General features: G+C 38.4%; 19 protein-coding genes. 12 read left to right on the top strand and 7 right to left on the bottom strand.

Annotated features, from left to right (window positions below; genetic code table 11):
- Nucleotides 1-400: 400 nt before the first annotated feature.
- A complete protein-coding gene (locus M030_RS0104365) occupies nucleotides 401-1,054 on the bottom strand; it encodes a metal-dependent transcriptional regulator (RefSeq protein WP_027372424.1) in 654 nt (217 codons plus the stop codon).
- Between the two features lie 236 nt (nucleotides 1,055-1,290).
- Between M030_RS0104365 and M030_RS0104360 the strand changes: the two genes are divergently transcribed.
- From M030_RS0104360 to M030_RS0104350, 3 genes are all read left to right on the top strand, one after another.
- Nucleotides 1,291-4,302, top strand: a complete 3,012-nt coding sequence (locus tag M030_RS0104360) for a zinc-dependent metalloprotease (protein ID WP_027372423.1) — start codon at nucleotides 1,291-1,293, stop codon at nucleotides 4,300-4,302.
- Between the two features lie 85 nt (nucleotides 4,303-4,387).
- Nucleotides 4,388-4,819, top strand: coding sequence for a hypothetical protein (locus tag M030_RS0104355; RefSeq protein ID WP_027372422.1), 432 nt, complete (start codon nucleotides 4,388-4,390; stop codon nucleotides 4,817-4,819).
- A 96-nt stretch (nucleotides 4,820-4,915) separates the two neighbouring features.
- Entirely contained in the window at nucleotides 4,916-5,947 is a 1,032-nt protein-coding gene (locus tag M030_RS0104350) for a threonine aldolase family protein (protein ID WP_027372421.1), read from the top strand.
- Nucleotides 5,948-6,002: 55 nt separating this feature from the next.
- Here M030_RS0104350 and M030_RS0104345 read toward each other — a convergent pair whose 3' ends face one another.
- Nucleotides 6,003-6,503, bottom strand: a complete 501-nt coding sequence (locus M030_RS0104345) for a hypothetical protein (protein WP_027372420.1) — start codon at nucleotides 6,501-6,503, stop codon at nucleotides 6,003-6,005.
- Between the two features lie 146 nt (nucleotides 6,504-6,649).
- On the opposite strand from M030_RS0104345, the gene M030_RS0104340 reads away from it, so the two are divergent.
- From M030_RS0104340 to M030_RS0104330, 3 genes are all read left to right on the top strand, one after another.
- Nucleotides 6,650-7,618, top strand: a complete 969-nt coding sequence (locus tag M030_RS0104340) for a hypothetical protein (protein ID WP_027372419.1) — start codon at nucleotides 6,650-6,652, stop codon at nucleotides 7,616-7,618.
- 306 nt (nucleotides 7,619-7,924) lie between these two features.
- A complete protein-coding gene (locus tag M030_RS0104335) occupies nucleotides 7,925-9,751 on the top strand; it encodes a hypothetical protein (RefSeq protein WP_027372418.1) in 1,827 nt (608 codons plus the stop codon).
- Nucleotides 9,752-9,933: 182 nt separating this feature from the next.
- Entirely contained in the window at nucleotides 9,934-10,881 is a 948-nt protein-coding gene (locus M030_RS0104330) for an aldo/keto reductase (protein ID WP_027372417.1), read from the top strand.
- A gap of 112 nt (nucleotides 10,882-10,993) precedes the next feature.
- On the opposite strand, the gene M030_RS0104325 is transcribed toward M030_RS0104330, so the two are convergent.
- From M030_RS0104325 to M030_RS23730, 3 genes are all read right to left on the bottom strand, one after another.
- Nucleotides 10,994-12,841, bottom strand: coding sequence for a chloride channel protein (locus tag M030_RS0104325; RefSeq protein ID WP_027372416.1), 1,848 nt, complete (start codon nucleotides 12,839-12,841; stop codon nucleotides 10,994-10,996).
- A gap of 172 nt (nucleotides 12,842-13,013) precedes the next feature.
- On the bottom strand, nucleotides 13,014-14,006 hold the full coding sequence (locus M030_RS23735; protein WP_034722090.1) for an SDR family oxidoreductase: 993 nt from the start codon (nucleotides 14,004-14,006) through the stop codon (nucleotides 13,014-13,016).
- Between the two features lie 34 nt (nucleotides 14,007-14,040).
- On the bottom strand, nucleotides 14,041-15,324 hold the full coding sequence (locus tag M030_RS23730; RefSeq protein WP_034722089.1) for an NAD(P)/FAD-dependent oxidoreductase: 1,284 nt from the start codon (nucleotides 15,322-15,324) through the stop codon (nucleotides 14,041-14,043).
- 202 nt (nucleotides 15,325-15,526) lie between these two features.
- Here M030_RS23730 and M030_RS0104300 point away from each other — a divergent pair, with 202 nt between their 5' ends.
- The 6 genes from M030_RS0104300 to M030_RS0104270 all read left to right on the top strand — a co-directional run bounded on the left by M030_RS0104300 (nucleotide 15,527) and on the right by M030_RS0104270 (nucleotide 22,761).
- Nucleotides 15,527-16,516: an aldo/keto reductase gene (locus M030_RS0104300; RefSeq protein WP_027372415.1), complete on the top strand. Its 990-nt coding sequence runs from the start codon at nucleotides 15,527-15,529 to the stop codon at nucleotides 16,514-16,516.
- Between the two features lie 84 nt (nucleotides 16,517-16,600).
- Nucleotides 16,601-17,275, top strand: coding sequence for a response regulator transcription factor (locus tag M030_RS0104295; protein ID WP_027372414.1), 675 nt, complete (start codon nucleotides 16,601-16,603; stop codon nucleotides 17,273-17,275).
- Between the two features lie 18 nt (nucleotides 17,276-17,293).
- Nucleotides 17,294-18,586, top strand: coding sequence for a sensor histidine kinase (locus M030_RS0104290; protein WP_228375183.1), 1,293 nt, complete (start codon nucleotides 17,294-17,296; stop codon nucleotides 18,584-18,586).
- A gap of 126 nt (nucleotides 18,587-18,712) precedes the next feature.
- Entirely contained in the window at nucleotides 18,713-19,465 is a 753-nt protein-coding gene (locus M030_RS0104280) for a membrane protein (protein WP_027372412.1), read from the top strand.
- 38 nt (nucleotides 19,466-19,503) lie between these two features.
- Nucleotides 19,504-21,921 (top strand): TonB-dependent receptor domain-containing protein, encoded by a 2,418-nt coding sequence (locus M030_RS0104275; RefSeq protein ID WP_027372411.1) that lies wholly within the window; start codon nucleotides 19,504-19,506, stop codon nucleotides 21,919-21,921.
- Nucleotides 21,922-21,954: 33 nt separating this feature from the next.
- Entirely contained in the window at nucleotides 21,955-22,761 is an 807-nt protein-coding gene (locus M030_RS0104270) for a phosphatase PAP2 family protein (RefSeq protein WP_027372410.1), read from the top strand.
- Between the two features lie 93 nt (nucleotides 22,762-22,854).
- Here the strand turns inward: M030_RS0104270 and M030_RS0104265 are convergent, their stop codons facing one another.
- Both M030_RS0104265 and M030_RS0104260 read right to left on the bottom strand, forming a co-directional pair.
- Nucleotides 22,855-23,658 (bottom strand): SDR family oxidoreductase, encoded by an 804-nt coding sequence (locus M030_RS0104265; protein WP_027372409.1) that lies wholly within the window; start codon nucleotides 23,656-23,658, stop codon nucleotides 22,855-22,857.
- 19 nt (nucleotides 23,659-23,677) lie between these two features.
- A complete protein-coding gene (locus M030_RS0104260) occupies nucleotides 23,678-25,339 on the bottom strand; it encodes an FAD-binding dehydrogenase (RefSeq protein WP_027372408.1) in 1,662 nt (553 codons plus the stop codon).
- Nucleotides 25,340-25,384: the final 45 nt, after the last annotated feature.

Genomic DNA, 25,384 nt, shown 5'->3' with positions numbered 1-25,384 from the left:
TTTAACGCTTCAGCAGATTAAAAAGAAGTTTTGTGCAGTGATTTTACTTAAAGACAATTTTTAATTGGAAATGAAAATACATAATTAAAAATTGTAGAAAAATTAACCCAATAAAGTCAAAATTATAGTACGTGTAATTATTTTTTTTGTATTGATAAACATGATGTTATCTCTGTTTTTTGTTCAGTTTGTTTACTTTGGGTCTCTCATTCTTTTTCATGCTAAGCTGTAAAACTGCCAGTCCTGCAATGAAAATTGGGTCGGAAAGAGCAAAGATAGACCGTATTGATCAACATTCTATGAAGAGTCAGTAAAACAACAACAGGATTTGCAGAGAAAATAGTAGCAGAAGAAGTAAATAAAATACCGGTGATGTAAAGATATCATCCACCGGTATTTTTTATTTTTTAACCAAAATCTTTTCAGTAGCTTTTTTACTGAGGACCTCTTTGGAATTTCCGATTTCTATCGTCATAGACTTGTCGAAACTTTCTATTTTAATGATTTTTACTTTGGTGTTGAGAAGAAGTTTTCTGTCATTCAGGTAACTTAAAAAAGCATCATCCGAAAGAGTAACGGAGGCAAAAACGACTGTTTCGCCAACTTCACAAGTACTCAGTTTTTGCAGATCCTGAGCAATAATATTTCCGTCTTTATCAGGAATAGGCTCCCCATGAGGATCAAACTTAGGATAATCCAGAATTTCATCCATTTTGTCAAAAAAGATTTGCGAATGCACATGTTCCAGTTGTTCTGCAATTTCATGGACGTTTTCCCAGCCGAAATTCATCTTCTTTACGAGAAACATTTCGGTAAGTCTGTGCTTGCGAACAACCAGAGAAGCTTCTCGTCTACCGCTTTCAGTAACAATCAATGGTTTGTAGGTCTCATAAATGACCCATTTTTTTTCTGCGAATTTCTTCATCATATTATTGACGCTCGGCATTTTTACATTTAAAAATTTGCTGAGTTCATTAATCGTCACCTTACCTTCATTGTCAACTAAATGAAACAAAGCTTTCAGGTAATTTTCTTCTGTTAGGGTTGTTTTCAAAATGTTAGATGATTTTCAATACAAATCTAACAAAATAAAATTGAAATCATATAATCAAAGGTGAAGTAGTGTATTTTTAACCTGCTTTTTTTATAATAGCAGTGAGTGGTGAGAAGGAGAGTAGCTATTATTTCAATAATACTGATACAGTCTTTGTTTTGATTTTCAATAAATTATACAATATTTGGTGATTTTGTATTAATATATTATTTATCTTTAAAAAAAAAACATCAACAATGAAATTGAAAATTACCTTCCTTTCGGTTTGTGCCTCTTTTTTGATCAATGCACAGATTTCCAACACGAATGAACTGCGTGCCACCCATCTTCCGGGAACGACTTTTAAACTTAATGTCGAAAATTTCAAAAGAAATGTGGAAAGCAAGAAAAAGAATTCCTCGAAAATTGCTGACCAGTCTATTGTTTTGACACTTATTGACGGATCACAGCAGGAATTTATTTTGTCTGAGAATAACCTTGTTAACAAAAGATTAAAGGATATTGTTACTTTTGACGGATATTCCAAAGACAGGCAATCGAGAATAAAACTTACCCTGGCCGGGGATAAAGTAACGGCAATGATCAAAACTGCCCAAGGATACTTTATCATTGAACCTTACAAAACGCAGGCTGGAGAATATAGAATTTATAACTCCTCAGAGATGTTCGGCGAGAATTTCCAGTGTGGTACCGATGAAACGGAATTCAAAAAAAGTCTTGAGGCTATCGGCCATGCACTCAATGTTCAGAAATCCGTCACGGGTTTTCCATATGGAGGTCAGATGAAAACATTTAGAATGGCTGTGGCTACTACAGGTGGGTTTACTTCATCTTTCAGCAATCAGGATGCGGCACTGGCTGAGCTGGTAGCGATGATGAACCTGATAAATCAGATCTACGAATCTGAGCTGTCTATCTCTTTTACGCTGATCAGTAAAACGACAGACAAAACCCTTTTATTTACAGATGCGGCTACAGACCCTTTTACTGTTAATGCTTCTTTTGCTTCTGCAGCAAATTCTCAGGCAGGATTTGACATTATGAATACCAACGGTACACTTCCTTATGCAGATTATGATATCGGACATACCTTTAATATTATGCCGGGAGCAGGAGGCAGTGCCCAGGGACAGGCGGGGCCACAGCCATGTAATTCTTCTTTTAAGGCAAGAGCATGGAGCCAATGGACGCTTTCAATGCCAAAATCTTTAACAGCGAACCTGATTGTGCATGAAATGGGCCATCAGTTTGGCGCATGGCATACATACAACGCCGTTGGAGGATCTGCCGGAAGCCCGACTTTCTGTACAGCGGGCTGGAATGGTGATTCTGCCGTAGAACCCGGTGCGGGATCTACCATTATGGCATACGGAAACAACTGTACAACGCCCAATGATCAGACGAACTCCGGCAATAACGGACTGAATTATTTCCATGCGAAAAGTATCGACCAGATTCTCAATACACTGAGTGTATATTCTACCTGCTTTAATGCAGTAGCGGTAGCCAATACCCCTCCTGTGGCCAACGCAGGAAATACGGCAATCAGTATTCCAAAGAATACTCCTTTCAAATTAAAAGGAATCGGAACAGATGCAGAAGATACTCATCTTTCTTATACCTGGGATCAGGTAGATTTAGCCAGTGACAACGATAAGGGAGCATTTGGCAGTACGATAAACGGTGTCGGTGGCTATTCTGCCGTAAACAGTACTACAGCGCCATTATTCAGATCAGAACAAAGCACTACGACCACGGAAAGGTATTTCCCAAAAATGAGGTTTGTACTCAATAATCAGAATACTCCTCCTACCAATGCCGCAGAAGCATTACCTCTCGTAGCTAGAACGATGAAAATGCGGTTTACGGTAAGAGATAACAGTGCCGTTTCCGGCGGAGCAGATTCTGATCAGGTGGTAGTAACCGTAACAGACCAGGGACCTTTAGCTGTTACCTATCCCAACACCAATGTAACGGTGAATAACGATACTAATATGAATGTAACATGGGATGTAAATCAGACCAATACCTTAAAGAATACGGTAAATATTCTTCTGTCCACAGACGGAGGTGATACTTTCCCATACACTCTTGCTTCTGATGTTCCTAATAATGGTACCGCTACGGTATTGATTCCGTTTCTTCCTTATACAGATAAAGCAAGAATAAAGGTGACTGCGGTGATCAATAATTATGCAGAGTTCTTTGATGTATCGAATACGAATTTTACCATCAATTCAACCTGTAATGCATTCCCGTCTGTAATGGTGGAAAATGCTAAAGTGGTAACAGCTATCCAGGGAAGTGCCCAGGCCAATCTAAACCTACAGCCGCAGACTTCCTCTGCTGATTCTTACAGCTCAAAAATAATCACTTTTGCTACGGCCAATATGAGCCCGAATCCATTATATATTTATAATCAGACGAGTACAGCTCCGTACCAGATTCTGGCTAGTACAAGTTTAATTCCTTACAAATTTAAAGTAACGGAAACAGGAAGCTATACCATAAGTTATCCTTCACCTGATGCCGTAATCATGACGGTGTATAAAGGAAATCAGGTAAATGTTGCAAATTTCGTTACTTCTAACGGCGTATATAGTGGAACAGGAACCAGCTTGAGCTACTACAGATCATTCTCTGTAAACCTTGAAAAAGGTGTTGAGTATTTTATGACGGCAAAAAACCTGGGCGGCACTGCAATAGGGGCTAGTGTAACAGTGAGCAATGAAGGACCTGGAAGCTTCTTTAATGTTATGGATACGCCTGCCGGATTAAGCTACACCTATATAGCCATTAATACAGCCACCAATACGATTGTGGCGCAGAGTACAACTGCCGACTTCACCAGTTTACCGGTTGGAACTTACACTGTACAGGGAATTTCTTACACGGGAACTGCATCTAACCTTCTCAATAAATCTATTGCCGAACTTACCCAAAGCAAAACCTGCCTCCAGTTGAGTAAAAATAATGTTTCTCTGATTATTACTGCAGCGTTGGCAACAGGGGATATTGCTAAAAAACAGATCGGCCTTGTACCGAATCCGGTAAAAGACTATCTTCATATTTATAGTGATGAAAAGATTAGCCATTACGAAATTTATGATGCATCCGGAAGACTGATGGAAACAAATGTTATGAACAATTCTGAGATCAATTTCTCTAAATTTAAAACAGGAGTTTATATGTTGAAATTGTTGATCAATAAGACAATAATCAGTCAATCAAAGGTCATTAAAAAATAATTGATAAAAAGCAATGTAAAAAAGGGTTATATTTATATAGCCCTTTTTTAAGGCTTATAAGTAAAGGATATTAAATTATTTAAGGATGAGAAATATATTGTTATTATTCTGTTTTGTCCTCTTTTGTAGTGGATTACAAGGACAATCACGTCAGTTTATATTTTCTTTTAATCCTAAAAAATTCATACAGGAAAATAAACTGGATACAGCTTCTTCTGGAGAACTGACTTTTCCCTTGTACGATATCGAAGGCAAAGAGACAAAATATATTATGCTTGATAAAACCAGTGAAGCACTACGAAAAGCAAAAATATTCACCTTCAAAGGGAAATCCGAAGATGGCACGAAACTGATGACCCTCACCATTGCTTCAGGAAAGCTTACAGGATCTTATCTGGAAAATGGACAAGCTTATTATATTGAACCTTTGAAAGAAAACTGTAAAAGAAAATATAAAATATACATAAAACCCCGTGGGGAATATCAGGTGGGTCAGCCTATTGATTTTGTGAAATAAATTTCCTTATATCATAGTTTTGGTACACTATTATTTCTGATATTTTTAACTCTTTTTCGTAGAGGTAATCTTCTTGTATTTTTTTATTTTTACTTTATGAAATTTTCATTTAAAAACGATTACTCAGAAGGGTGTCATCCCCATATTTTACAGACCCTTTCACAATGTAATCTTGAGCAGCAGGCTGGCTATGGCGAAGATAAGTACTCATTACAGGCTAAAGAATTAATCAAAGAAAAAATAAAAAAAACTGATTCTGATGTTTATCTGGTGTCGGGTGGAACACAAGCTAATCTTATTGTAATCTCTTCAGTGTTAAAACCATATCAGTGTGTGATCTCTGCATCTACAGGACACATTCTGAATAATGAAACAGGAGCTATTGAGGCTACCGGACATAAAGTTCTGAGCATTGAAAAAGAAGATGGAAAGCTGACTCCTTCCGATATCATCCCGGTATTGGAAAATCATAAAAATATTCCACATCAGGTGATGCCTAAGCTGGTCTATATTTCAAATTCCACAGAACTTGGAACCATTTATCAGGATCAAGAGCTTGAGGAACTTTCAGACTTCTGTAAAGAGAATAAGCTATATCTGTTTATGGATGGAGCGAGACTAGGGCATGGGTTGACTTCTGAAACAAGTGATCTCAGCCTTGAAAGGGTAGCTGAACTTACCGATATCTTTTACCTGGGAGGAACCAAAAACGGAGCTCTGATAGGGGAAGCGATTGTGATCAATAACCAGGCTCTTCAGGAGGATTTTGCATTTAACATCAAACAGAAAGGAGCATTACTGGCGAAGGGAAGACTTTTGGGAGTTCAGTTTATGGAACTGATGAAGGATGATCTGTATTTTGATCTGGCAAAGCATGCGAACCGGCAGGCTATGAAAATCAAAAATGCTATGGTGAAAAAAGGAGTACGGTTTCTTTCAGATACCTACACCAACCAGATTTTTCCTATTATTAACAATAAGGTGATCAAGATACTGTCTGAATACTTTGAATTTTTTGTCTGGAAAAAAATAGATGAAGAATCTTCCGCCATCCGTCTTATCACTTCATGGAGTACCGGTGACGAGGCTGTCAACAGGTTTATTGAGATTATCGAAAGAGAATTGTAACGAAATAAAAAAACAGCCTACTAAAGGCTGTTTTTATTATTGTACTTTTCGAAAATTATTTTATCGCTTTAGCTACTGCTTTACAATCTGCTGCCGTGAGTTTCTGACCGTCCTTATAACTTACTTTTTTATCATCAGCATATTTGGATTGTCCGTCCTCTTCTTTATGATCGCCGATTCCCTCTGTCAGCGTATTGTCTTTTTGCAGGAAGTAAATATCCCTTTTGCTTTTTTTCCCTTCCGAGGAAAATTCATAGGTTAATTTTAAGGTGTCTCCTGATTTAAAACCTGTCACATCTCCCTTGGAGCTGTCTTTTTCACTATTTTTATACGACAGCTTTCCTGTAATGGTTCCCAGATTATCGTCAATAGAAGCAAAAACACTGTCTTTACCTGTAACCCCTACATAACAGAAAGATTTTGGTCCCAGTGTATCTACTACAGGTTCTGATACGGCAACAGTATCTGTTTCAACCTTTGGAGCCGGAGCTTCAGTCTTTTTGTTGCAATTGATCATCAATACTGAAATTGTGCCCAGTAAAATTAATTTTTTCATATCCTTAGTTATTTAAAATCAAATTTGAAGTGCTAAATTAATAATAGTATTTAAATAGTAAGGAATAATTTTATAAAGTTTAAAACAAGGGAAGATTTAGGCATGAAAAATGATTCATAGTATTTTATTTTTAAATCTATCTGTGTATGAAAAGGGTTATAAAGAGAATAGGATTAGGATTTCTATTTTTGGGGTTACAATTTTTTAAGGGGCAGGCTCCAAAAAACTATATTTACACTTCATCCGGCGACCTTCACACTATAGAAAAGATGATTACCCGAAAAGATATCGGAGGTGTTCAGATTGTTTATCATTGGAGAATGCTGGAAAAATCAAAAGATGTCTATGACTTTTCTGCGATCGAGAAAGATCTGCAATATTTAACTTCTTTAGATAAAAAGCTCTTTGTTCAGCTTCAGGACAGATTTTTTGAACCTCACGCAAGATATGTTCCAGATTATATTTTAAATGAAAAAGAATATACCGGCGGGCTGGTTCCTCAATATGATAATCCCGGCGAAAATAAACCGGCAGGAAGTGGATGGGTAACCCAGCAATGGAATGAAGCGGTTCGCATGAGGTATCAGAAGCTGATCAGTGCACTGGCGAAAAAGTTTGACGGAAAAATCCAGGGGATCAATCTTCCGGAGACATCGATTGATATTGATACGAAAAGAGATACAACAGGTTTTAGCTGCGACCGCTACTTTCAGGCAGAATTAGATAATCTGAAGTTTGCGAGAAATACATTTCACCAATCTTATGTTTTACAATATGTGAATTTCTTTCCTTGTGAGTGGGGAAACGATCATCAGTACATGTCCAGGCTCTTTGATTTTGCCCATAAAAATAATATAGGGTTGGGAGGACCGGACATTGTTCCCGATAAAAAGGCACAAGTGAAAAATTCTTATCCGTTTTTTCACCAGTACAAGGGAAAATTGTCTTTGGTCGCCATGGCCGTTCAGGAACCGACCTTAACCTATACCAATCCGAAAACAAAGAAGCCATTTACCAAAGAAGAGTTTGTGAATTATGCACAAAACTATCTGGGTGTAAATATTATATTCTGGAGTGTGGAATCTCCCTGGCTGAGAGATTCTAAAATTGATTAGAAAAAATGATATAAGTACCGTTTTTTAAACAGTCTTTAACCACAAAGTCACAAAAGTTTTTTGAACACTTTGTTATGCATAAAATATGTGTCCGTCTGTGAAACCTGTGGGAAATAAAATTTTACCACTTCCAACTTTATTTATTTGATTTCAGGGCTACGAAGGCAGACATCCACATGATATTTGACATTTTTCCCTGATTATACATATTATTCAATGCATAATTGATTTTAAAATGATATTTTTAGGCAGTGAATTAGTTTTAGGAATTTTTAGTTGCATTAAAAAAACTTTTATTAGAACATAATGACAACTAAACCGTTACACAATTTCCATATCCCGGTAATGGGTCTGGCTTATACGATAGACAGCCCCATTCGTGTTGCCCAATATGGAATTTCATCTGTGATCTCTATCATTGATGACGAAATTCTGGAAAAAATGAAAAACTTTTACAATCAAAAGTTTAATCTGAATTATCTTGAAATTTCTGTCAAAACAGAGGATTACAGAGCAAAGAGAATCACCGCCTATCTTGATATGGTGGACGATATCGTCAATGAAAAATTTGAATCTTTCAAGCAGGAAATCAGCAAGAATAAAGAAGCGCTGAAAGATTTTATTGCGATGCTTCCCAATACCTCAGACTTAAAAAACAATCTTCAGTCTTTTATCAATCAAAAAAATAATTGGGGTACTCATCTCAAAAGTTTTATCGAGTCTAATCTGAAGCCCGGGAGTATTGATGTCAATATCATGACGAAAGTTGATAAAGACCATTACGTGAAAAAAGAACAACTCCCTGTCATGTACAATGATGCCCATGCTTCGCTTCGTGGATTTGCCCATAGCAAAATAGCTTCTTCTATGGTATTGTCTGCAGGGATGAATCCCCGGTTATATAGTTATATAGAAGAATTCGATGATTTTTTCCCGGATGAGAATGGCGTGATCAGAAAGAAAATCATTCTTAAAGTAAGTGATTTCCGTTCGGCTATGATTCAGGGGAATTTTCTGGCTAAAAAAGGACTTTGGGTTTCAGAATACAGAATAGAGTCGGGATTAAACTGTGGTGGTCATGCCTTTGCTACTGAAGGAATGCTTCTCGGGCCCATCATGGAAGAATTTAAACAAAAAAAACAGGATCTTATAGCGTCTGCCCATATCTTGATGGTAAAAGCATTGGAACAAAAAGGAAAACCTGTAATCACTCAACCCCTTGCAATGAAAATTACAGTGCAGGGCGGGGTAGGAACGGCAGAGGAACATCAGCTTCTTCTTAGCCGTTACAATGTTGACAGCATAGGATGGGGATCACCGTTTTTATTGGTTCCTGAAGCAACATCTGTAGATCCTGAAACCAGAAATCTCCTGTTACAATCAAAAGAAGAAGACCTTTATCTCAGCAATATTTCCCCTTTGGGAGTTCCCTTCAATACGGTAAAAGGAACATCCAATGAAAAACTGAAAAATGAGAAAGAAGCTCAAGGAAAATATGGAAGCTCATGTCCCAAAAAGCTCCTTGCATTAAGCAAAGAATTCTCGTTGGAAGGAACCTGTACTGCTTCCAAAAAATATCAGGATATCAAGTTGAAGCAACTGGAGGCAGAAAAGAAAACATTATCATCTGCTGAATTCGTTAGAAGAAAAGCTGAGATTACGGATAAAGCATGCCTGTGTGTCGGGCTTGTCAATTCCGCTTATATCGAACAGAATATTAAAATAAAAGGCGAGAAACAAGGCGTTGTCATTTGTCCCGGACCTAATATCGCCTTTTTTGATAAAGAGGTGTCCCTTTCTGAAATGGTACAGCATATCTACGGAAACACAAATATTCTTTCTGATAGTCAGCGTCCTCACATGTTTATCAAAGAGCTGAGCATGTACATTGACTATCTCAAGAGGGAAATTGCAGATTCAACGGCTATAATCAATCATTCACAGACAAAAAGGTGGAATACCTTCAAGAACAATTTATTGGAGGGTATTGCATATTATGATCATTTGTTTTCGACCTCATCTTTCTTTGCAGACGACCTGCAGAATATGTATCATCAGCTGCAAAGATGTAAATCGGATCTTATGGCTATTGAATTCCACAGGGTAGTAAATAATCAGTTCATAGAAAAATAAAGCTCTCCGGTAGGAGGGCTTTGCTATATTATATTTCAAAAATGAAATATTTACCAGTATTACATAAAAAAATAATTATAATTTAAAATAACTATGAGTAAAATGGGTATTTTGAATGCCCGGAAATGCCCGACAATCCTTACCTTAGAGACTTCTTAACAGTTTATAATAACAAATTATTTATGGAAAAAAGAAAAATAAAAAATACCGATTTGGCAGTAGCGCCAATCAATTTTGGCGGAAATGTATTTGGATGGACACTGGATGAAAAACAATCTTTCGACATATTGGATCAGTTTACTGACGCAGGATTTAATTTTGTAGATACCGCAGATACTTATTCATGGTGGGTAAACGGAAAAGGCGGGCAATCTGAAGAAATTATCGGAAAATGGATGAAGAGCCGTTCTAACCGTAAAGATATCGTTCTGGCAACTAAAGTCGGTTCAGAAACAAAAGAACACGGTTTTGATATCAGCAGAAAGCATATCCTCAAATCAGTTGATGAATCTCTGCAGAGACTGCAAACGGATCATATTGATCTTTATTATACTCATTTTGATGATAAGACCACACCCGTTGAAGAAACATTGTCAGCATATGACGAGATCATCAAAGCGGGGAAGGTCCGTTATATTGCAGCCTCTAATCTTTCCCCGGAACGTCTGCAGGCATCTTTTGAAGCTGCCGAAAAGGAGAATCTTCCCAAATATGTAGCCTTACAGCCACATTATAACCTGATGGAAAGAGAAGGTTTTGAAAAAAATTACGCCCCGCTTGTAGAACAATTTAATCTGAGCGTCTTCCCGTATTGGTCTCTGGCTGCAGGTTTCTTAACCGGTAAATACCGTGATGAAGCTGACTTCGCAAAAAGTGCCAGAGGAGAAGGAGTAAGAAAATATCTTAACGTCAAAGGTCTTGAGGTATTACAGGCGTTAGATACGATCAGTGAAAAGCATCAGACTCAGCAAAGTACGGTTGCCTTAGCATGGTTATTATCCAATCCGCTGATCACAGCGCCTATTGTAAGTGCTACCAGTGCTACACAGCTTCAGACCTTATTTAATGCTCCCCAACTGGTCTTAGATCAAGAAGATATTGAACTGCTTACGACTGCAAGTCAATATTAGGTATCATACTTATTGTCAGATTAAAACAGGACCTCCGTTCAAATCGAGCGGAGGTCCTGCTTTTTGTATTGACCTGCAGATCGTACGGAGAAAATTCCAAAAGATCAGCAAATTAATCAGAATATTCTTTCAGCAACTGCCTGTAGCTCATCAGAATTGAAGATTTTGAAATAAAACCGATAAAATCATTGCCGGCACTTACAACAGGAAGATTCCACACTCCGGTATCGTCAAAAGTCTGAAGAATATCCAAAGGCTTGTTTTCACGGTGAAGAATGGCCGGTGGTGCCTTCATAATCTGAAATACAGTTTGCGAAGAATCCATTTCTTTATTAAACAGATAAGGTCTTATATCATCAAGGGTTAGAATCCCTTTTAGTTTTTTGTTATCGTCTACGACTGCATAGATGTTTTTATTTCCGCTTTTAACCAGTTCAAATAGTTCTGTGATAGAGGCATTTTCATTGATAATCTGTGAATATCGATCAATAAAATCCTCCGTTTTCAAGGCAAAAAGAAGGTTTTTATCATGTTTATTGGTGAAAATTTTTCCTTCGTCTGCTAACGATTTGAGTTCAGGAGAAATAGGTGAAAACCATTTACCGATGAGGTAAGACATTACAGAAACAATCATCAGCGGAATAAACAGATCATATCCAAAACTGGATTCTGCAATCAGGAAAATGGCAGTCAGGGGGGCGTATAAAACACCACTCATGGCTCCGGCCATTCCTACAAGAACAAGGTTGGTTACCGGAACATCTTTAAATCCGATGTGCTGGCAAACCAATGCAAACAGATATCCTAGTGTACCGCCTGCAAAAAGAGAAGGGGCAAAGTTTCCGCCATTTCCGCCACTGAATATGGTAAAAGAGGTTGCAAAAGCTTTTAAAAGTAAAACCAATACTAAAAACACAATAATTGTCCAGTCTCCGATCTCAAAATATCTGAAAAAACTGTTTTCAATAATCGAGTAGGTGTTTCCATTGGTGAAAGCCTTTACGGTATCATATCCTTCTCCGAATAAAGGAGGAAAAAGTACACAGAGAAAAGAAAGTACGGCACCTCCAAACATGGCTTTACGCATCCTTGAAAGCTTCAGTCCTTTGATAAAATGTTCAACTTTCTGCGAGATGATGACAAAATAACGGGCATATAGCCCAGTCACCAACCCTAAAATCAGATAATAAGGGACATTTTTATAATTAAAAGCTTCTCTTGTATAAAATCTGAAAAGAACATCTTCCTGCAATAGAATTCTGGATAAAAGGCTTCCACAAACGGCAGCCACTACTAAAGGAATAAAGTCTGTAAAAACAACTCCTGTCAGCAAGATTTCAAAAGCAAACATTATCCCGGCAATAGGGGCATTGAAAGCAGATGCAATCCCGGCAGTGGCTCCGGCAGCCAATAATAAAGTACGTTCTTTATAGCTTAATCTGTAGGTCTGTGCATAGTTGGAACCGATAGCAGCTCCGGTGACGGCGATCGGACTTTCCAGTCCGGCAGAACCTCCCAAGCCAACGGTAATGGCACTCTGAATCACCTGGGAATACATTTTTACAGATGCTACAATGCTTGAATTCTGCGCAATTTCGTACAGAATGGCCCCAATTCCTTTTCTATCTTGCCCTTTGAATAATGTGAGAACAATCATTGTCGTTAAGACAATTCCTAAAAATGGAAAAACAATGTAAAAAAGTATCTGGTATTCAAAATGAACTTTATTGGTAATAAAATAATGGATGTTATGGACCAGCGTTTTCAAAATAACGCCTGCCAGTCCTGCAGTACAGCCTACAAGAATTCCGGACAAAACAAGAAACTGATTTCTGCTCAATCTGTTGTTCAGCCAATGTAAAATAAGCTCATAACTGCGCGCTTTTTCTAGTCCGTATTTTTGGAAATCTCTTTTAAATTTAAGAAAACTTAGGTATTTTTTTTTGTTGTGAATTTTCACCGTAGAAAAATTTTATAGCCATACCCCAATTGGTACCGCTCTGTAAATTTATGAAATATCTGATAAAAAATCCCAACCTGATCTTAACTTGTCTGTCAAATCTGTTTTCAGAATCCTTAAAAAGAGAACCTGTAAGCTCATTTGTTGTCCATGTGATCAGCCTTTATATCATTTAACCAACTTTTTTAGGCTTACCGGAAAATAATAATCCCGCAGCGATAAGGCCTGCTGCCCCAGCCACGATCCATGTTAAGGTACCGGAGGAAACAGAAAATAAAGTTTTTCCGTTGATTCCCGTATTTATTTTTGAGGGTTCAAGTACATTTCCGCTTGTATTTTTATCTTTATGGGCTTTCTTTAAAGCCAGCCGCATTCCTGCAGAAGAAATATAACGGACAACCCCGGGAAACATTTCATAAATATTTTTAAAGGCAACGGCAGACCAGTCCGGATAGGAAACATCTTTAGGATTCTTGGCCGTTTCCACAATAGAAGCAGCCAGTTTGCGGGGATCAAATGAAGGGGGAGGAGTACTCAGTTTTATCCCTGAATAATTGGCAGCATGTTCTATTCCCGAAGATTTTTGAAATCCCGGATATAAGGCACAGATATGAATATCCGGATAATCCGAAACTTCTCCCTGAAGAGTCTCTACCATTCCGCGGACTCCGTATTTCGATGCAGTGTAAGCCGTCCCGTATGGTGCGGGCATCCATCCTCCAATTGAAATATTATTCAATAAAACACCTCTTTTTTGTTTTTTAAAAACCGGTAATACTGCGTGCGCCGAATGCATATATCCCAATAAGTTGGTTTTGACAATCTGATCGGTCACTTCTACAGGTATTTCCTCAAATTTACCAAAAGCCAGTACCCCGGCATTATTTACCCAATAATCAATTTTGCCACTAAACTCTATAGCTTCGTTGACAAGGTGCTGTACTTCTTCTGCCACGGAAGTATCGGTAGGCACAGCAATTACCGTTGCACCTAATTTTCTGCAGACTTCTGCGGTTTCTTGAAGGGCTTCTTCACCCCGGGCGGCCAGAACAAGATCTGCGCCCTGCTCTGCAAATGCTTCTGCTGTAGCCTTACCGATTCCGCTGGATGCACCGGTAATGACAACTGTTTCTCCAAAAAAAGGAGGTTTTCTTTGATTTTTCATAACAATATATATTTAAGTGTGATTGGTAAAAATATTATGGATTCATATGGGCTCCATTTCCTGTATTTCTCTTGGGGAAAAGAATGAGCCTGATGGAAGGATTGTTGGTGATAAACAAACGAAACCAATCTAAAGCCAGTTGCACTTTATTCCCAAATCCTACCAGAGGAATAATATGAATAAAAAGCCATGTAAGCCATGCTAAAAAACCTTTGAAGGAATGCTTCGGAAGATCTACTACCGCATTATATTTTGAGATAATAGCCATACTTCCTTTATCATGGTATCGAAATGGTTCCAGTACTTTTTCATCTTCAATCCGTTTGAAGTTGGCAGCAAGATTTCTACCCTGTTGAATAGCAACCTGTGCCAGCTGTGGATGTCCGTTAGGAAATTTTTCTTCTGAAAGCATAAGGCAAAGATCTCCTAATGCATATATACTTTCCGTATTTTGTACTTTATTATAATCATCCACCAGTATTCTTCTTCCTCTGCCGATACTTTCCTCAGGGATTCCCTTTACTTCTCGGGCTATGACTCCGGAAGTCCAGATCAGGGTTTCTGTTTCGATGGAATTTCCGTCACTTAAAATAACCCTGGAATCCACATAATCTTTTACTGAAACATTCAGAAGGATTTTTACACCCAGTTCTTTTAATTTTTCATATGCAGCTTCCTGTGCAAGTTTACTCATGGGCGAAAGGAGGGCAGGAAGTGCGTCAATCAGATAGATACCGGACAGGCTTAATTTGATTTCCGGATATTCTTTCTTTGCAATATATTTTCCCATTTCAGCAAGCATGCCGGCAAGTTCTACACCTGTAGGCCCACCACCGGCAATAACGATATTCTGTAATTTTTCTGCCTGGTTCATATCTTTATTTCTGGCAGCCTCTTCGTGGGTAAGTAAAATATGGTTCCGGAGATAAAGAGCTTCTTCAATACTTTTCATAGGCAATGCACAACGGCGTACATTTTCCATCCCGAAAAAATTAGATTCTGTTCCCAGCGCCAATACCAAATAATCATAGGTAAGGGTTCCTGTATCTGTTTCAACGGATTTAGTCTCAGGATTTACTTTAATCAGGGTTCCCATATGAAACTTCACATTCTTACTTTCTGAGAAAAGTTTTCTGAAAGGGTAGCTGATATTGGATGCTTCTATAAAAGAGGTTGCAACCTGATAGATTAACGGAGGAAAAAAGTGATAATTATTTTTATCTACCAGGGTCATTTTAAACCTTTTGTCGTTTCGGAGTGATTTGATAAGATTTATTCCGGCAAATCCTCCTCCTACAATTACAATGTGCTTTTTCATAAAGTGAATATTGAAGGGATGCTCTGTAATTCATTCAAGAACAAGACCAAATAGACCGGAAACAGAACTTTTAACATTAAATAAACATAGAAAACCGGATTGTTTAAACTGAGTAAATTATACACATTGTTTTTTCTTTTTGCAGACATGTCAGCATGATGTTTGCAGAATAGCTATATATCAACACCATAAAATAGAGTATATGAAACCAGAAATTTTAACAGCAAAACACAGGCTGGGCTTAGGTGGCGTTGCCATAGGTACCGCTTTTGAGAATATTACCGACGAACAGGCCCATGAAATCCTTACAACTGCGTGGGATGCCGGAATCAGGTATTATGATACTTCTCCGTGGTACGGACTGACAAAGAGTGAAAGAAGGTTTGGTGAATTTTTAAAAGGTAAAGACCGGAACGAGTTTATATTTTCAACCAAAGTAGGACGTTTGTTTAATGAAGTTCCTCAGTCCGAAGTTCCTCCTACGATGTGGAAAAATCCTTTGAACTATGACTTCAGGCACGACTATACTGCTGACGCTATAAAAAGATCAATAGCAGACAGTCTTCAGAGGACGGGACTGAATCATATTGATATCGTTTATATTCACGATCTTTCTGAAGATCAGGTAGGAGACCGGTATCCGTATTTTCTGAAACAAGCGAAAGAGGGAGCATTTAAAGTTCTTTCAGAGCTTAGAGACCAGGGAATTATCAAAGCCTGGGGAATGGGAGTTAATAAAATTGAACCTATTTTGGATTGTATTGAAGTTGCCGACCCTGATATATGTCTTTCTGCCACCCAATACTCCATACTGGAACATGAAGATGCTGTGGACAGATTGCTTCCCGCAGTCAGAAAAGCAGGAGTAAAACTGGTTTCGGGAGCAGGGTACAATTCGGGGTATATTGCGGGAAGAGAGCGGTATAATTATAAAGATGTTATCCCCAAAGGAATGGAAGAAAAGAGGTCACGAATAATGGCTATCGCAGAGAAATATAACACAAATATTATAGATGCAGCTCTTCATTTCGTACTTGCTGCTGATGAGTTTGCTTCTATTATCCCTGGAGCGAGCCGAAGTGATCAGGTACATGATAATGTAAAAGCATTGCATGCGGATATTCCCAAAGGTTTCTGGCAGGAGTTAAAAGCTGAAGGCTTAATTTACGGCAAAGCACAGGTTCCGGATTAAGATGGAGGGGATAAATATATCTTTTATTCATCGCTATTTTCCGGACTTCAAAATTTCTTCAAAATTTAGTGATAGATTTATGGCATGAAAATTCTCATCATTGAAGACGAAGCAGAGCTTGCCAAAAGTATTTCCGAATATTTATCTGAGGAAAGTTATCTCTGTGAATCAGCTGGCAGCCTTGGTGAGGCGATGAATAAAATAGAGGCATTCCATTACGACTGTATTCTGTTGGATATCATGCTTCCTGATGGCAACGGACTCAGAATTTTAGAAGAGCTTAAAAAACAGAACAAACAGGATGGTGTCATTATCATTTCTGCAAAAAATGCATTGGATGATAAAATAGAAGGCTTAAAAATGGGGGCAGATGATTATCTGACTAAACCTTTCCATCTTTCAGAATTGATGGCAAGAGTATATTCGGTGATCAGGAGAAAGCAATTCAGCAGTTCTAATGTTGTCAAACAGAATGAGCTTGAGATTGATCTTTTGGGGAAATCAGTTGCTGTCAATGGGGAACTTATTGCATTGACCAAAAAAGAATTTGATCTTTTAATCTATTTTATAGGAAATAAAAATAAAGTAATCTCAAAAAGTACCTTGGCAGAACATCTTTCCGGTGATTTTGCCGACATGCTCGATAATCATGATTTTGTGTATGCTCATGTGAAAAATCTTAAGAAAAAGCTGTATGATGCCGGTTCGGGACATTATCTTAAAACAGTCTATGGAACGGGATATAAATGGGAAGCATAAATTAATTATAAACCTGCAATGACCTTGAAGCCTCTCCTAAGCAAAACCACCAAACCCTTCATTATTTATGTACTTATCGTCCTGATGATAAGTATTCCCGTGTATTATTTTATGGTGGATACGATCTGGAAAAGCGAATTGGATGAGCACAATCAGATCATTGTAGAGAAAACGGCTTATGAGTTTAACCAGCTAAAACTTTCTGACAAGGAGCTTGAAGATGGACTTGAACTCTGGAATCACATCCAGCCTGAAACCAATATTGAGAAAATATCGGGAGATCATATAAAAGGGGATAGTGTTTATACCAATGAAAGATCTCTGCCCTTTATATCGGAGCAAAAAAAAGAACGCTACCGTTGCCTGCGAAAAGTGGTATATATTCATGACAAACCTTATCTTTTCACCATACAGACCAATATAGAAGAAACTCATGAAACCATTGCAGTAATTGCAATGATTGCCATATTTTTCTTTGTGATGATCGTTATTGGTCTTTTATATCTGAACAGAAGACTTTCAGCCTCTGTCTGGAAACCCTTTCGGGCAACACTGGATCAACTGAAAAATTTCCAGCTCAACAGCCAGTCAAAAATACAGTTCCCTGTTTCTGATACCACAGAGTTTGAAGAACTTAACCAGTCTCTTGATAAAATGATAGAGCATAATATTTCTGTGTATAAAACCCAGAAAGAATTTACTGAAAATGCTTCCCATGAACTGCAGACACCACTGGCTATTCTTAAAAACAAACTGGATCTACTGCTTCAGGATAGCGATCTCACAGAAAAACAATACCGGATTGTGGAGGAAATGAACAGAGCGCTCACCCGCAGTTCCCGTATCAATAAAAACCTGCTGTTGCTGGCTAAAATAGATAATAATCAATTTGATAATTCCGAAAATATTTCGTTCCATGCTTTGCTTCGTCAAAGTATTGATATTCTTCAGGAACATTTTGAACAGAAAAATATTGCCGTCCGGGAAAACATCATTGCCAGCATTCATGTAAACGGAAATAGCAGTCTTACCGAAATTATGATTAATAATCTGATCATCAATGCTATCCGTCATACTATGCCTAATGGTTTTATTGGAATAGACCTTACAGATTCTGTGTTTGAAGTTTCAAATTCCGGAACAGAACAACTGAATACGGATCTTCTTTTCAAAAGATTTTCAAAACTGTCGGCAGATCATCACGGAAGCGGACTGGGGTTGTCTATTATCCAGGAAATCTGCAAGTTCCATCACTGGGAGATAAGCTACAGGTTTGAAAACAATCAGCACTTCTTTTCCGTTAAATTTTAGTTAAAAAATACCCGGATCCGGATAATTCAAAATTTCTTCTAAATCGGTTTGCATTTTTGTATTGAAAATATACGGGGAATGCAGATTGTCTGTAATTCCTCATTCATAAAATAAACCGAAAATAGGATGAGAACGGCAAACAAGGTAGCAGCAGTCACAGCCCTGTTCTGGCTCATGAAAATTGTAGCCACCACCTTAGGAGAAACTTTGGGAGATTTCATTTCAATGACATTAAATCTGGGCTATACGATGGGAATTCTTGTCACTTTATCATTTTTTCTCATTATTTTATCATTACAATTTAAATTGAAAGAATATGTTCCCGCGGTCTACTGGATGGTAATCATAGGAACAACCACTTTGGGTACAGAAATATCTGATTTTATAGACAGAACCTTGAAAGCAGGGTACCTGGCAGGAAGCCTGATTCTTGTAACGGGTCTTTTAACATCGCTGTTTTTATGGTATAAAAAATACCATAACCTGGAGGTTTATCCGATTTCTGAGCGTACAAAAGAGCTTTATTATTGGGTGGCTATATTGTTTTCCAATAGCCTGGGAACGGCATTCGGAGATTTTCTGAGTGATAATCTCGGATTAGGATATCTGACGGGAGCCTTTATTACAGGATGTGTCATCTTGGTCGTGATCGTCCTTCATTATGGTACAAAAATCAATCATGTTATCCTGTTTTGGATTGCATTTGTTTTCACCCGTCCTTTCGGAGCTACATTCGGAGATTTTTTAACAAAGTCTTTAGCTAAGGGTGGCCTTGATCTGGGAACGGTGAATGCTTCACTCATATCCCTGGCCTTAATGACCGTAATGATCCTAATCTCACAGAAAAAACATACTAAAAGATTGCCATTTCAAGGATAATATTATACGACAGAACTAAAAAAATAAAGACAATTACAATGAATCGAAAGAAACTGCTCCTTTTTCCAACCTGTGTCATATCCTGTATGGCGGCAGCACAAACAACTTCAGTAACAGCTTCAGGAAGGGTTACCGATAACAAAAAAGCAGGAGTACCGTATGCGAGTATTATTTTGAAAAAGGAAAAAGACAGTGCATTTGTGGCCGGAACTATAACGAATGAAGAAGGAAGGTTTTCCATTACAGGAATAAAACCTGATCATTATCTGCTGGTTACCTCCATAAATGGATATCATACTGCGATCCGGCAGATTTTTATAGGAAGCCTTTCTGAATTTCTGGAGGTTCCGGGTATTGAACTTTCTCCGGAACAAACCAACGAAACCCAAATACAAGAAGTTACCCTTACAGCCTCTAAAAAGAATGAGATCGATAACAGGCTTGATAAAAAAACATATTCTGTAGCAGACAATATCAGCCAAAGTGGCGGATCTGTATTGCAGAGCATGCAGAATCTTCCCGGAATCACAGTACAGGACGGTAAGGTACAGCTGAGAGGAAATGATAAAGTAACCGTTTTAATCGACGGTAAACAAACCGCTCTTACAGGCTTCGGAAGTCAGACCGGCCTTGATAATATCCCTGCTTCTTCCATTGATAAGATCGAAATTATCAACAATCCTTCATCAAAATATGATGCGAACGGAAATGCGGGAATTATCAACATCATCATGAAAAAGAATAAACAAAACGGATGGAACGGAAAGGTAGGATTTACAGCCGGATTAGGATCTCTCTGGATCAGAAAAGAAAATTTACCGACGATCAGGCCACAATATACACTGACTCCGAAAATCAATCCCTCTCTATCACTTAATTACAGAAAAAATAAAGTAAATATCTTTTTACAGGCTGATAATTTATATACCGAAACACTCAATAAAAATGAATTTGTAACGCGTACCTATGATGACGGGACCATTATCAATTCTCAGTTAAAAAGAAACAGGAATACCAATTTTTTCACAACTAAAGCAGGAATAGACTGGACAATGGATTCACAAAATACCTTAACGATCTCAGGAATGTATGGAAGTGAAAAGATCATCGACCGTGGAGATCAGCCCTTTTTTAACGGGAACCTTTTCCGGCGTCTTCGTCTCTGGCAGTTTTTGGAAGACGAATTAAAAACGACCATTATGGGAACAGCATCCTACCAGCATAAGTTTAAAGAGGCAGGGCATCTTTTGAATGTGGGATTCAATTATACATTTCATAGAGAGGATGAAAAATATTTCTATGATAATTATTTACCGGCTTCTACAGGCTCCGATTCCTTTAAGTTATTATCTGACGAACAAGTATATGATTTTAATATAGATTACGTAAAACCATTGAAATATGGCAGGGTTGAGACGGGTATCAAAGTGAGAAACAGAAGTATTCCAACGAATATGAACTTCATTCCGGGTACCAATTCTGTATTAGATGCCGGTGCAGGAGGAAAGGCTGATTACAGGGAATTTATCCCCGCAATCTACGGAAATTATGTATTTGAAAATGAAAAATGGGAGGCAGAACTTGGTCTTAGACTGGAATATGTAAGAATTCAATACGATGTTAATCCTGATCATCCTACGTATAAAAGTGACGGATACAATTATACCCAACCATTTCCTAATTTCAGACTGGCTTATAAACTTAACGATCACAACAAGCTTTCCATCTTTTATAACAGAAGGGTAGACCGTCCTAATGAAGTCGATATAAGAATTTTCCCGAAATATGATGATGCTGAAATTATTAAGGTGGGAAATCCTGCATTACGTCCTCAGTTTACCAATTCTGTTGAAGCAGGTTACAAATACAATTGGGACAGCGGATACTTATATTCTGCTTTATATCATCGTTTTGCGAACGGAACAATCACCAGGATCTCCAGTATTGTGCCGGGCAGCAGCCTTATCTATGCCATTTTCCAAAATGCCGGGAAAAGCTACAATACTGGTCTGGAAGCCATATGGAACCAAAAAGTGTCTGATGTATATTCCCTAAATATTAATGGAAATATCTACCGCAACCAGATCAATGCCTTTTCAGTAACGAATCTTTATCCTGAATCCAATACTTTTTCTGCTGACAAACAATCCACTGTTTCAGGGAACATTAAAATGAATAATATTTTCCATTTTACCCAAGGGCTGGATGCACAGTGTACGTTGGTATACCTGGCACCGGATATTATTCCGCAGGGAAGGGTGAGTTCAAGGTTTTCAATGGATGTAGGGGTGAAAAAAGCCATTCAGAAAGGCAAAGGAGAGGTATTTCTGAACGCTTCTGATGTATTGAATACAATGGTTATGCGAAAAAAAATTCAGGGAATGGGATTCGCGTATGCGAGCAACAATTACTACGAAACCCAGGTCGTGAGAATGGGATACAGTTACAAGTTTTAAGATAAATTCGGATTATTATAAATATACCATAAGATGAAAAAACACAGTCAAAGAATGCTGATTTATGTAATTGTTTTGATATCAGCTGCCGGTAAAGTCAATGCACAAAACAATAATGATTCTATTGCAGTTCAACAGCCTACAGATAGTATCACCACTGCTGCTATTCAAAAAAATACACTGAACTATAAGAGTTTGATTATTCCTGCCGCCTTTATAGGTTACGGAGTAGCGGGGTTATCAGTCAGAAGTCTTAAAGAAATTAATCGGGATACAAAAACAGAAGTCGATGAGCACAGGCCTGCCCGTACAAGATTTGATGATTATACTCAGTTTATCCCGGGCCTTATGGTATATGGATTAAATATGGCAGGTGTAAAGGGAAAACACAATTTCAGGGACCGGACGATTATCTATGCTTCTTCACAGTTGATTGTTACAGCATTTACCACTCCCTTAAAGTATATGGTTAAAGAGGAGAGACCGGACCGTTCAAATAGGCTGTCATTTCCATCGGGGCATGCAGCAATAGCATTTTCCAATGCCCAATTTATGTTCAGGGAATATAAGGATACCAATTTTTGGCTGAGTCTTTCAGGATATCCTTTTGCTGTTTTTACCGGTATATATCGGATTATCAATGATAAACACTGGGTGGGTGACGTTGTTGCAGGTGCCGGATTCGGAATTCTTTCCACAGAACTTGCGTACTGGTTATTTCCAAAAATAGACAGTCTTCTTCGCGGAAAAAATAAAACCAAAACTTCCTTATCTTCCACGATGGTAATGCCATTTTATCAGAATAATACTGTAGGAATAGGATTGATAAAGAATTTTTAGACCAGGATATAATAACTGTACAATAAGAAGTCGCCATTCATAAACGGATGGCGATTTATGATTTTAAACTTCCTGATTTCACTCTGTTATCTTTTATACTACTTTCGCCTTACGAACCACTTTTGCCAGCAGCCCGGGGAAAAACCTTTTCAGATAAACAGCCATTATCTCTCTGCCTCCAATAACTGTTTGATTCTTTTTTTGTTCAATAGCTTTTAGCATTTTTCGGGCAAAAACATCCGGTGGCATACCATTGAGCGTAGCATCATCCATTGTGCCTTGTTCTGAACCATTTCCTGTAACTGCATTAATAGAAATATTGGTTTGTATAAATCCCGGACAAATTATGGTTATTGAAATTTTATCCCTGTACAATTCTGCACGTAGAGCATCAAAAAAACCATGTAAAGCATGTTTTGCTGCGGCGTAACCACTGCGCATCGGAGCTCCAAAAATCCCCATAAGACTTGAAACCACAGCAATCTGACCGCCGCCATTTTTGATCATGTAAGGTACAACAGCTTTTGTAAGGGCCACGGTTCCGATAAAATCTACCTCCATCAGGTGTTTATCTACTTCTATATCTGTTTCCAGGGCTAAAGAACGCTGGGACAGGCCTGCATTATTGATCAGGATATCAATCTTTCCAAATTTTTTCAATGCCTGAGCAGCGATATCAGGCATCTCTTTATAATTCATGAGGTCCAGAGGAATTATAGCATATCTTTCAGCCGCCAGGTTCACTTTTCCCGCAACATGATAAAGTTGTTCTTCCTTCCTTGAGGAAAGTATAATCTTAGCAGTGGTGCTTTCCGCGAGTTCTTTAACCAATGCTTCTCCGATTCCAGATGATGCCCCGGTGATCCAGATTACCTTATCATCGAAATATTTATTCATATTCATTTTATTAAAATATTCACTCTAATCCGGCAATATACTGACCGGCTTTCATTCCCGAAAATATACAGCCTCCGAGAAATGTTCCTTCCAGGGCACGGTAGCCATGCATTCCGCCTCCGCCAAAGCCTGCCGCTTCTCCTACCGCATAAAGCCCCTCAATAACGCTTTCATCATGCCGTAATACCTGTGCATTCAGATTGGTTTTAATTCCTCCTAACGTTTTACGGGTTAATATATTGAGCCGAACGGCAATCAAAGGGCCGTTTTCAGGGGAAAGAATCTTATGGGGAGCGGCTACACGCCCAAGTTTATCTCCCAGATACTTCCGGGTGCTTCTGATATAGTTCACCTGGGTATCTTTTGAAAATTTATTGTCAAGCTCCCTATCCCGTGCTTCAATCTGTTCTAATATCTTTTCATAATGTAAAAGATGATTACCGGCCAGTTGATTCATTTTTTCTACAAGGTCTTTAAGGTTATCAGATACGATAAAATCCTCTCCGTGCTCTTTGAATGCTTCTACAGGGCCCGGAGCTTTTTTTCCAAAGATCCTTTTCAGGAAAAGAGAGTAGTCTTTATTGGTGATATCGGGATTTTGCTCTGATCCGGAAAGGGCAAATTCTTTCTTAATAATCTTTTGAGTCAGAATAAACCACGAGTACGGTAAACCTGTATCCTGAATATATTTTAAGGTTCCCAGCGTATCAAATCCAGGAAGAAATGGCGGTGGTAGCCGTTTTCCCTTAGCATCAAACCAAAGGGAAGAGGGGCCCGGCAATATCCGGATTCCGTGATTCGGCCATATCGGATTCCAGTTCCGGAGGCCTTCTGTGTAATGCCACATTCTGTCGGGATTGATGATATGAGCTCCCGTCTGTTCAGCAATACCAATCATTTTTCCATCCACATATGCCGGAACCCCGCAGACCATATTTTCCGGAGGGCTGCCTAATCTTTCAGGCCAGTTTTTTCGTACCAATTCATGATTTGCCCCGATACCCCCTGAAGCAATAACAATATGAGAGGCATGATATTCGAATGAGGAAATGATATTTCTATTGGTTTCCATTCCTCTTTCTTTGGAATCGTTTTCCAGAATATCACCTTTAAGTCCTGCTATTTTTCCATTTTCAAGCATTAATTCAGTTACCCGATGTCTGAATTTCATTTGTAGTAAGCCTTTTTCTTTAGCCTGATAGGCTTTTTCTACAAAAGGCCTGATCACTCCGGTTCCGGTTCCCCAGCTCACATGGAAACGGGGTACTGAATTTCCGTGACCATTGGCTCTTCCGTCACCACGTTCTGCCCATCCTACCATAAACATAAGTTTGATTCCCAGTCTGGTAATGTATGCATATTTTTCACCGGCAGCAAATTTCAGATAAGCTTCAGCCCATTTACGGGGCCAATAGTCTTCATCCCTGTCGAAACCCGCAGTTCCTTTCCAATCCTGCAAAGCCAGTTGATAAGAATCCCTGATTCCCATTCTTCGCTGCTGAGGAGAATTGATTAAAAAAAGACCTCCGAACGACCAGAATGCCTGCCCGCCGATATTCTGTTCAGTTTCCTGATCCAGCAGCAAAACTTTTTTTCCTGCATTGGTTATCTCCATAGCAGCGGTCAGTCCTGCCAATCCCGCTCCTATGATAATTACGTCAGGCTGGAATATTTCCTCCATTTTGTGTTACGTTTTTTTATTTGACAATACTTTACATAAATGTAT

Source organism: Chryseobacterium sp. UNC8MFCol, from assembly GCF_000482305.1.
Lineage (GTDB): Bacteria > Bacteroidota > Bacteroidia > Flavobacteriales > Weeksellaceae > Chryseobacterium > Chryseobacterium indologenes.
This window is presented reverse-complemented; position numbering and strand designations above follow the sequence as displayed.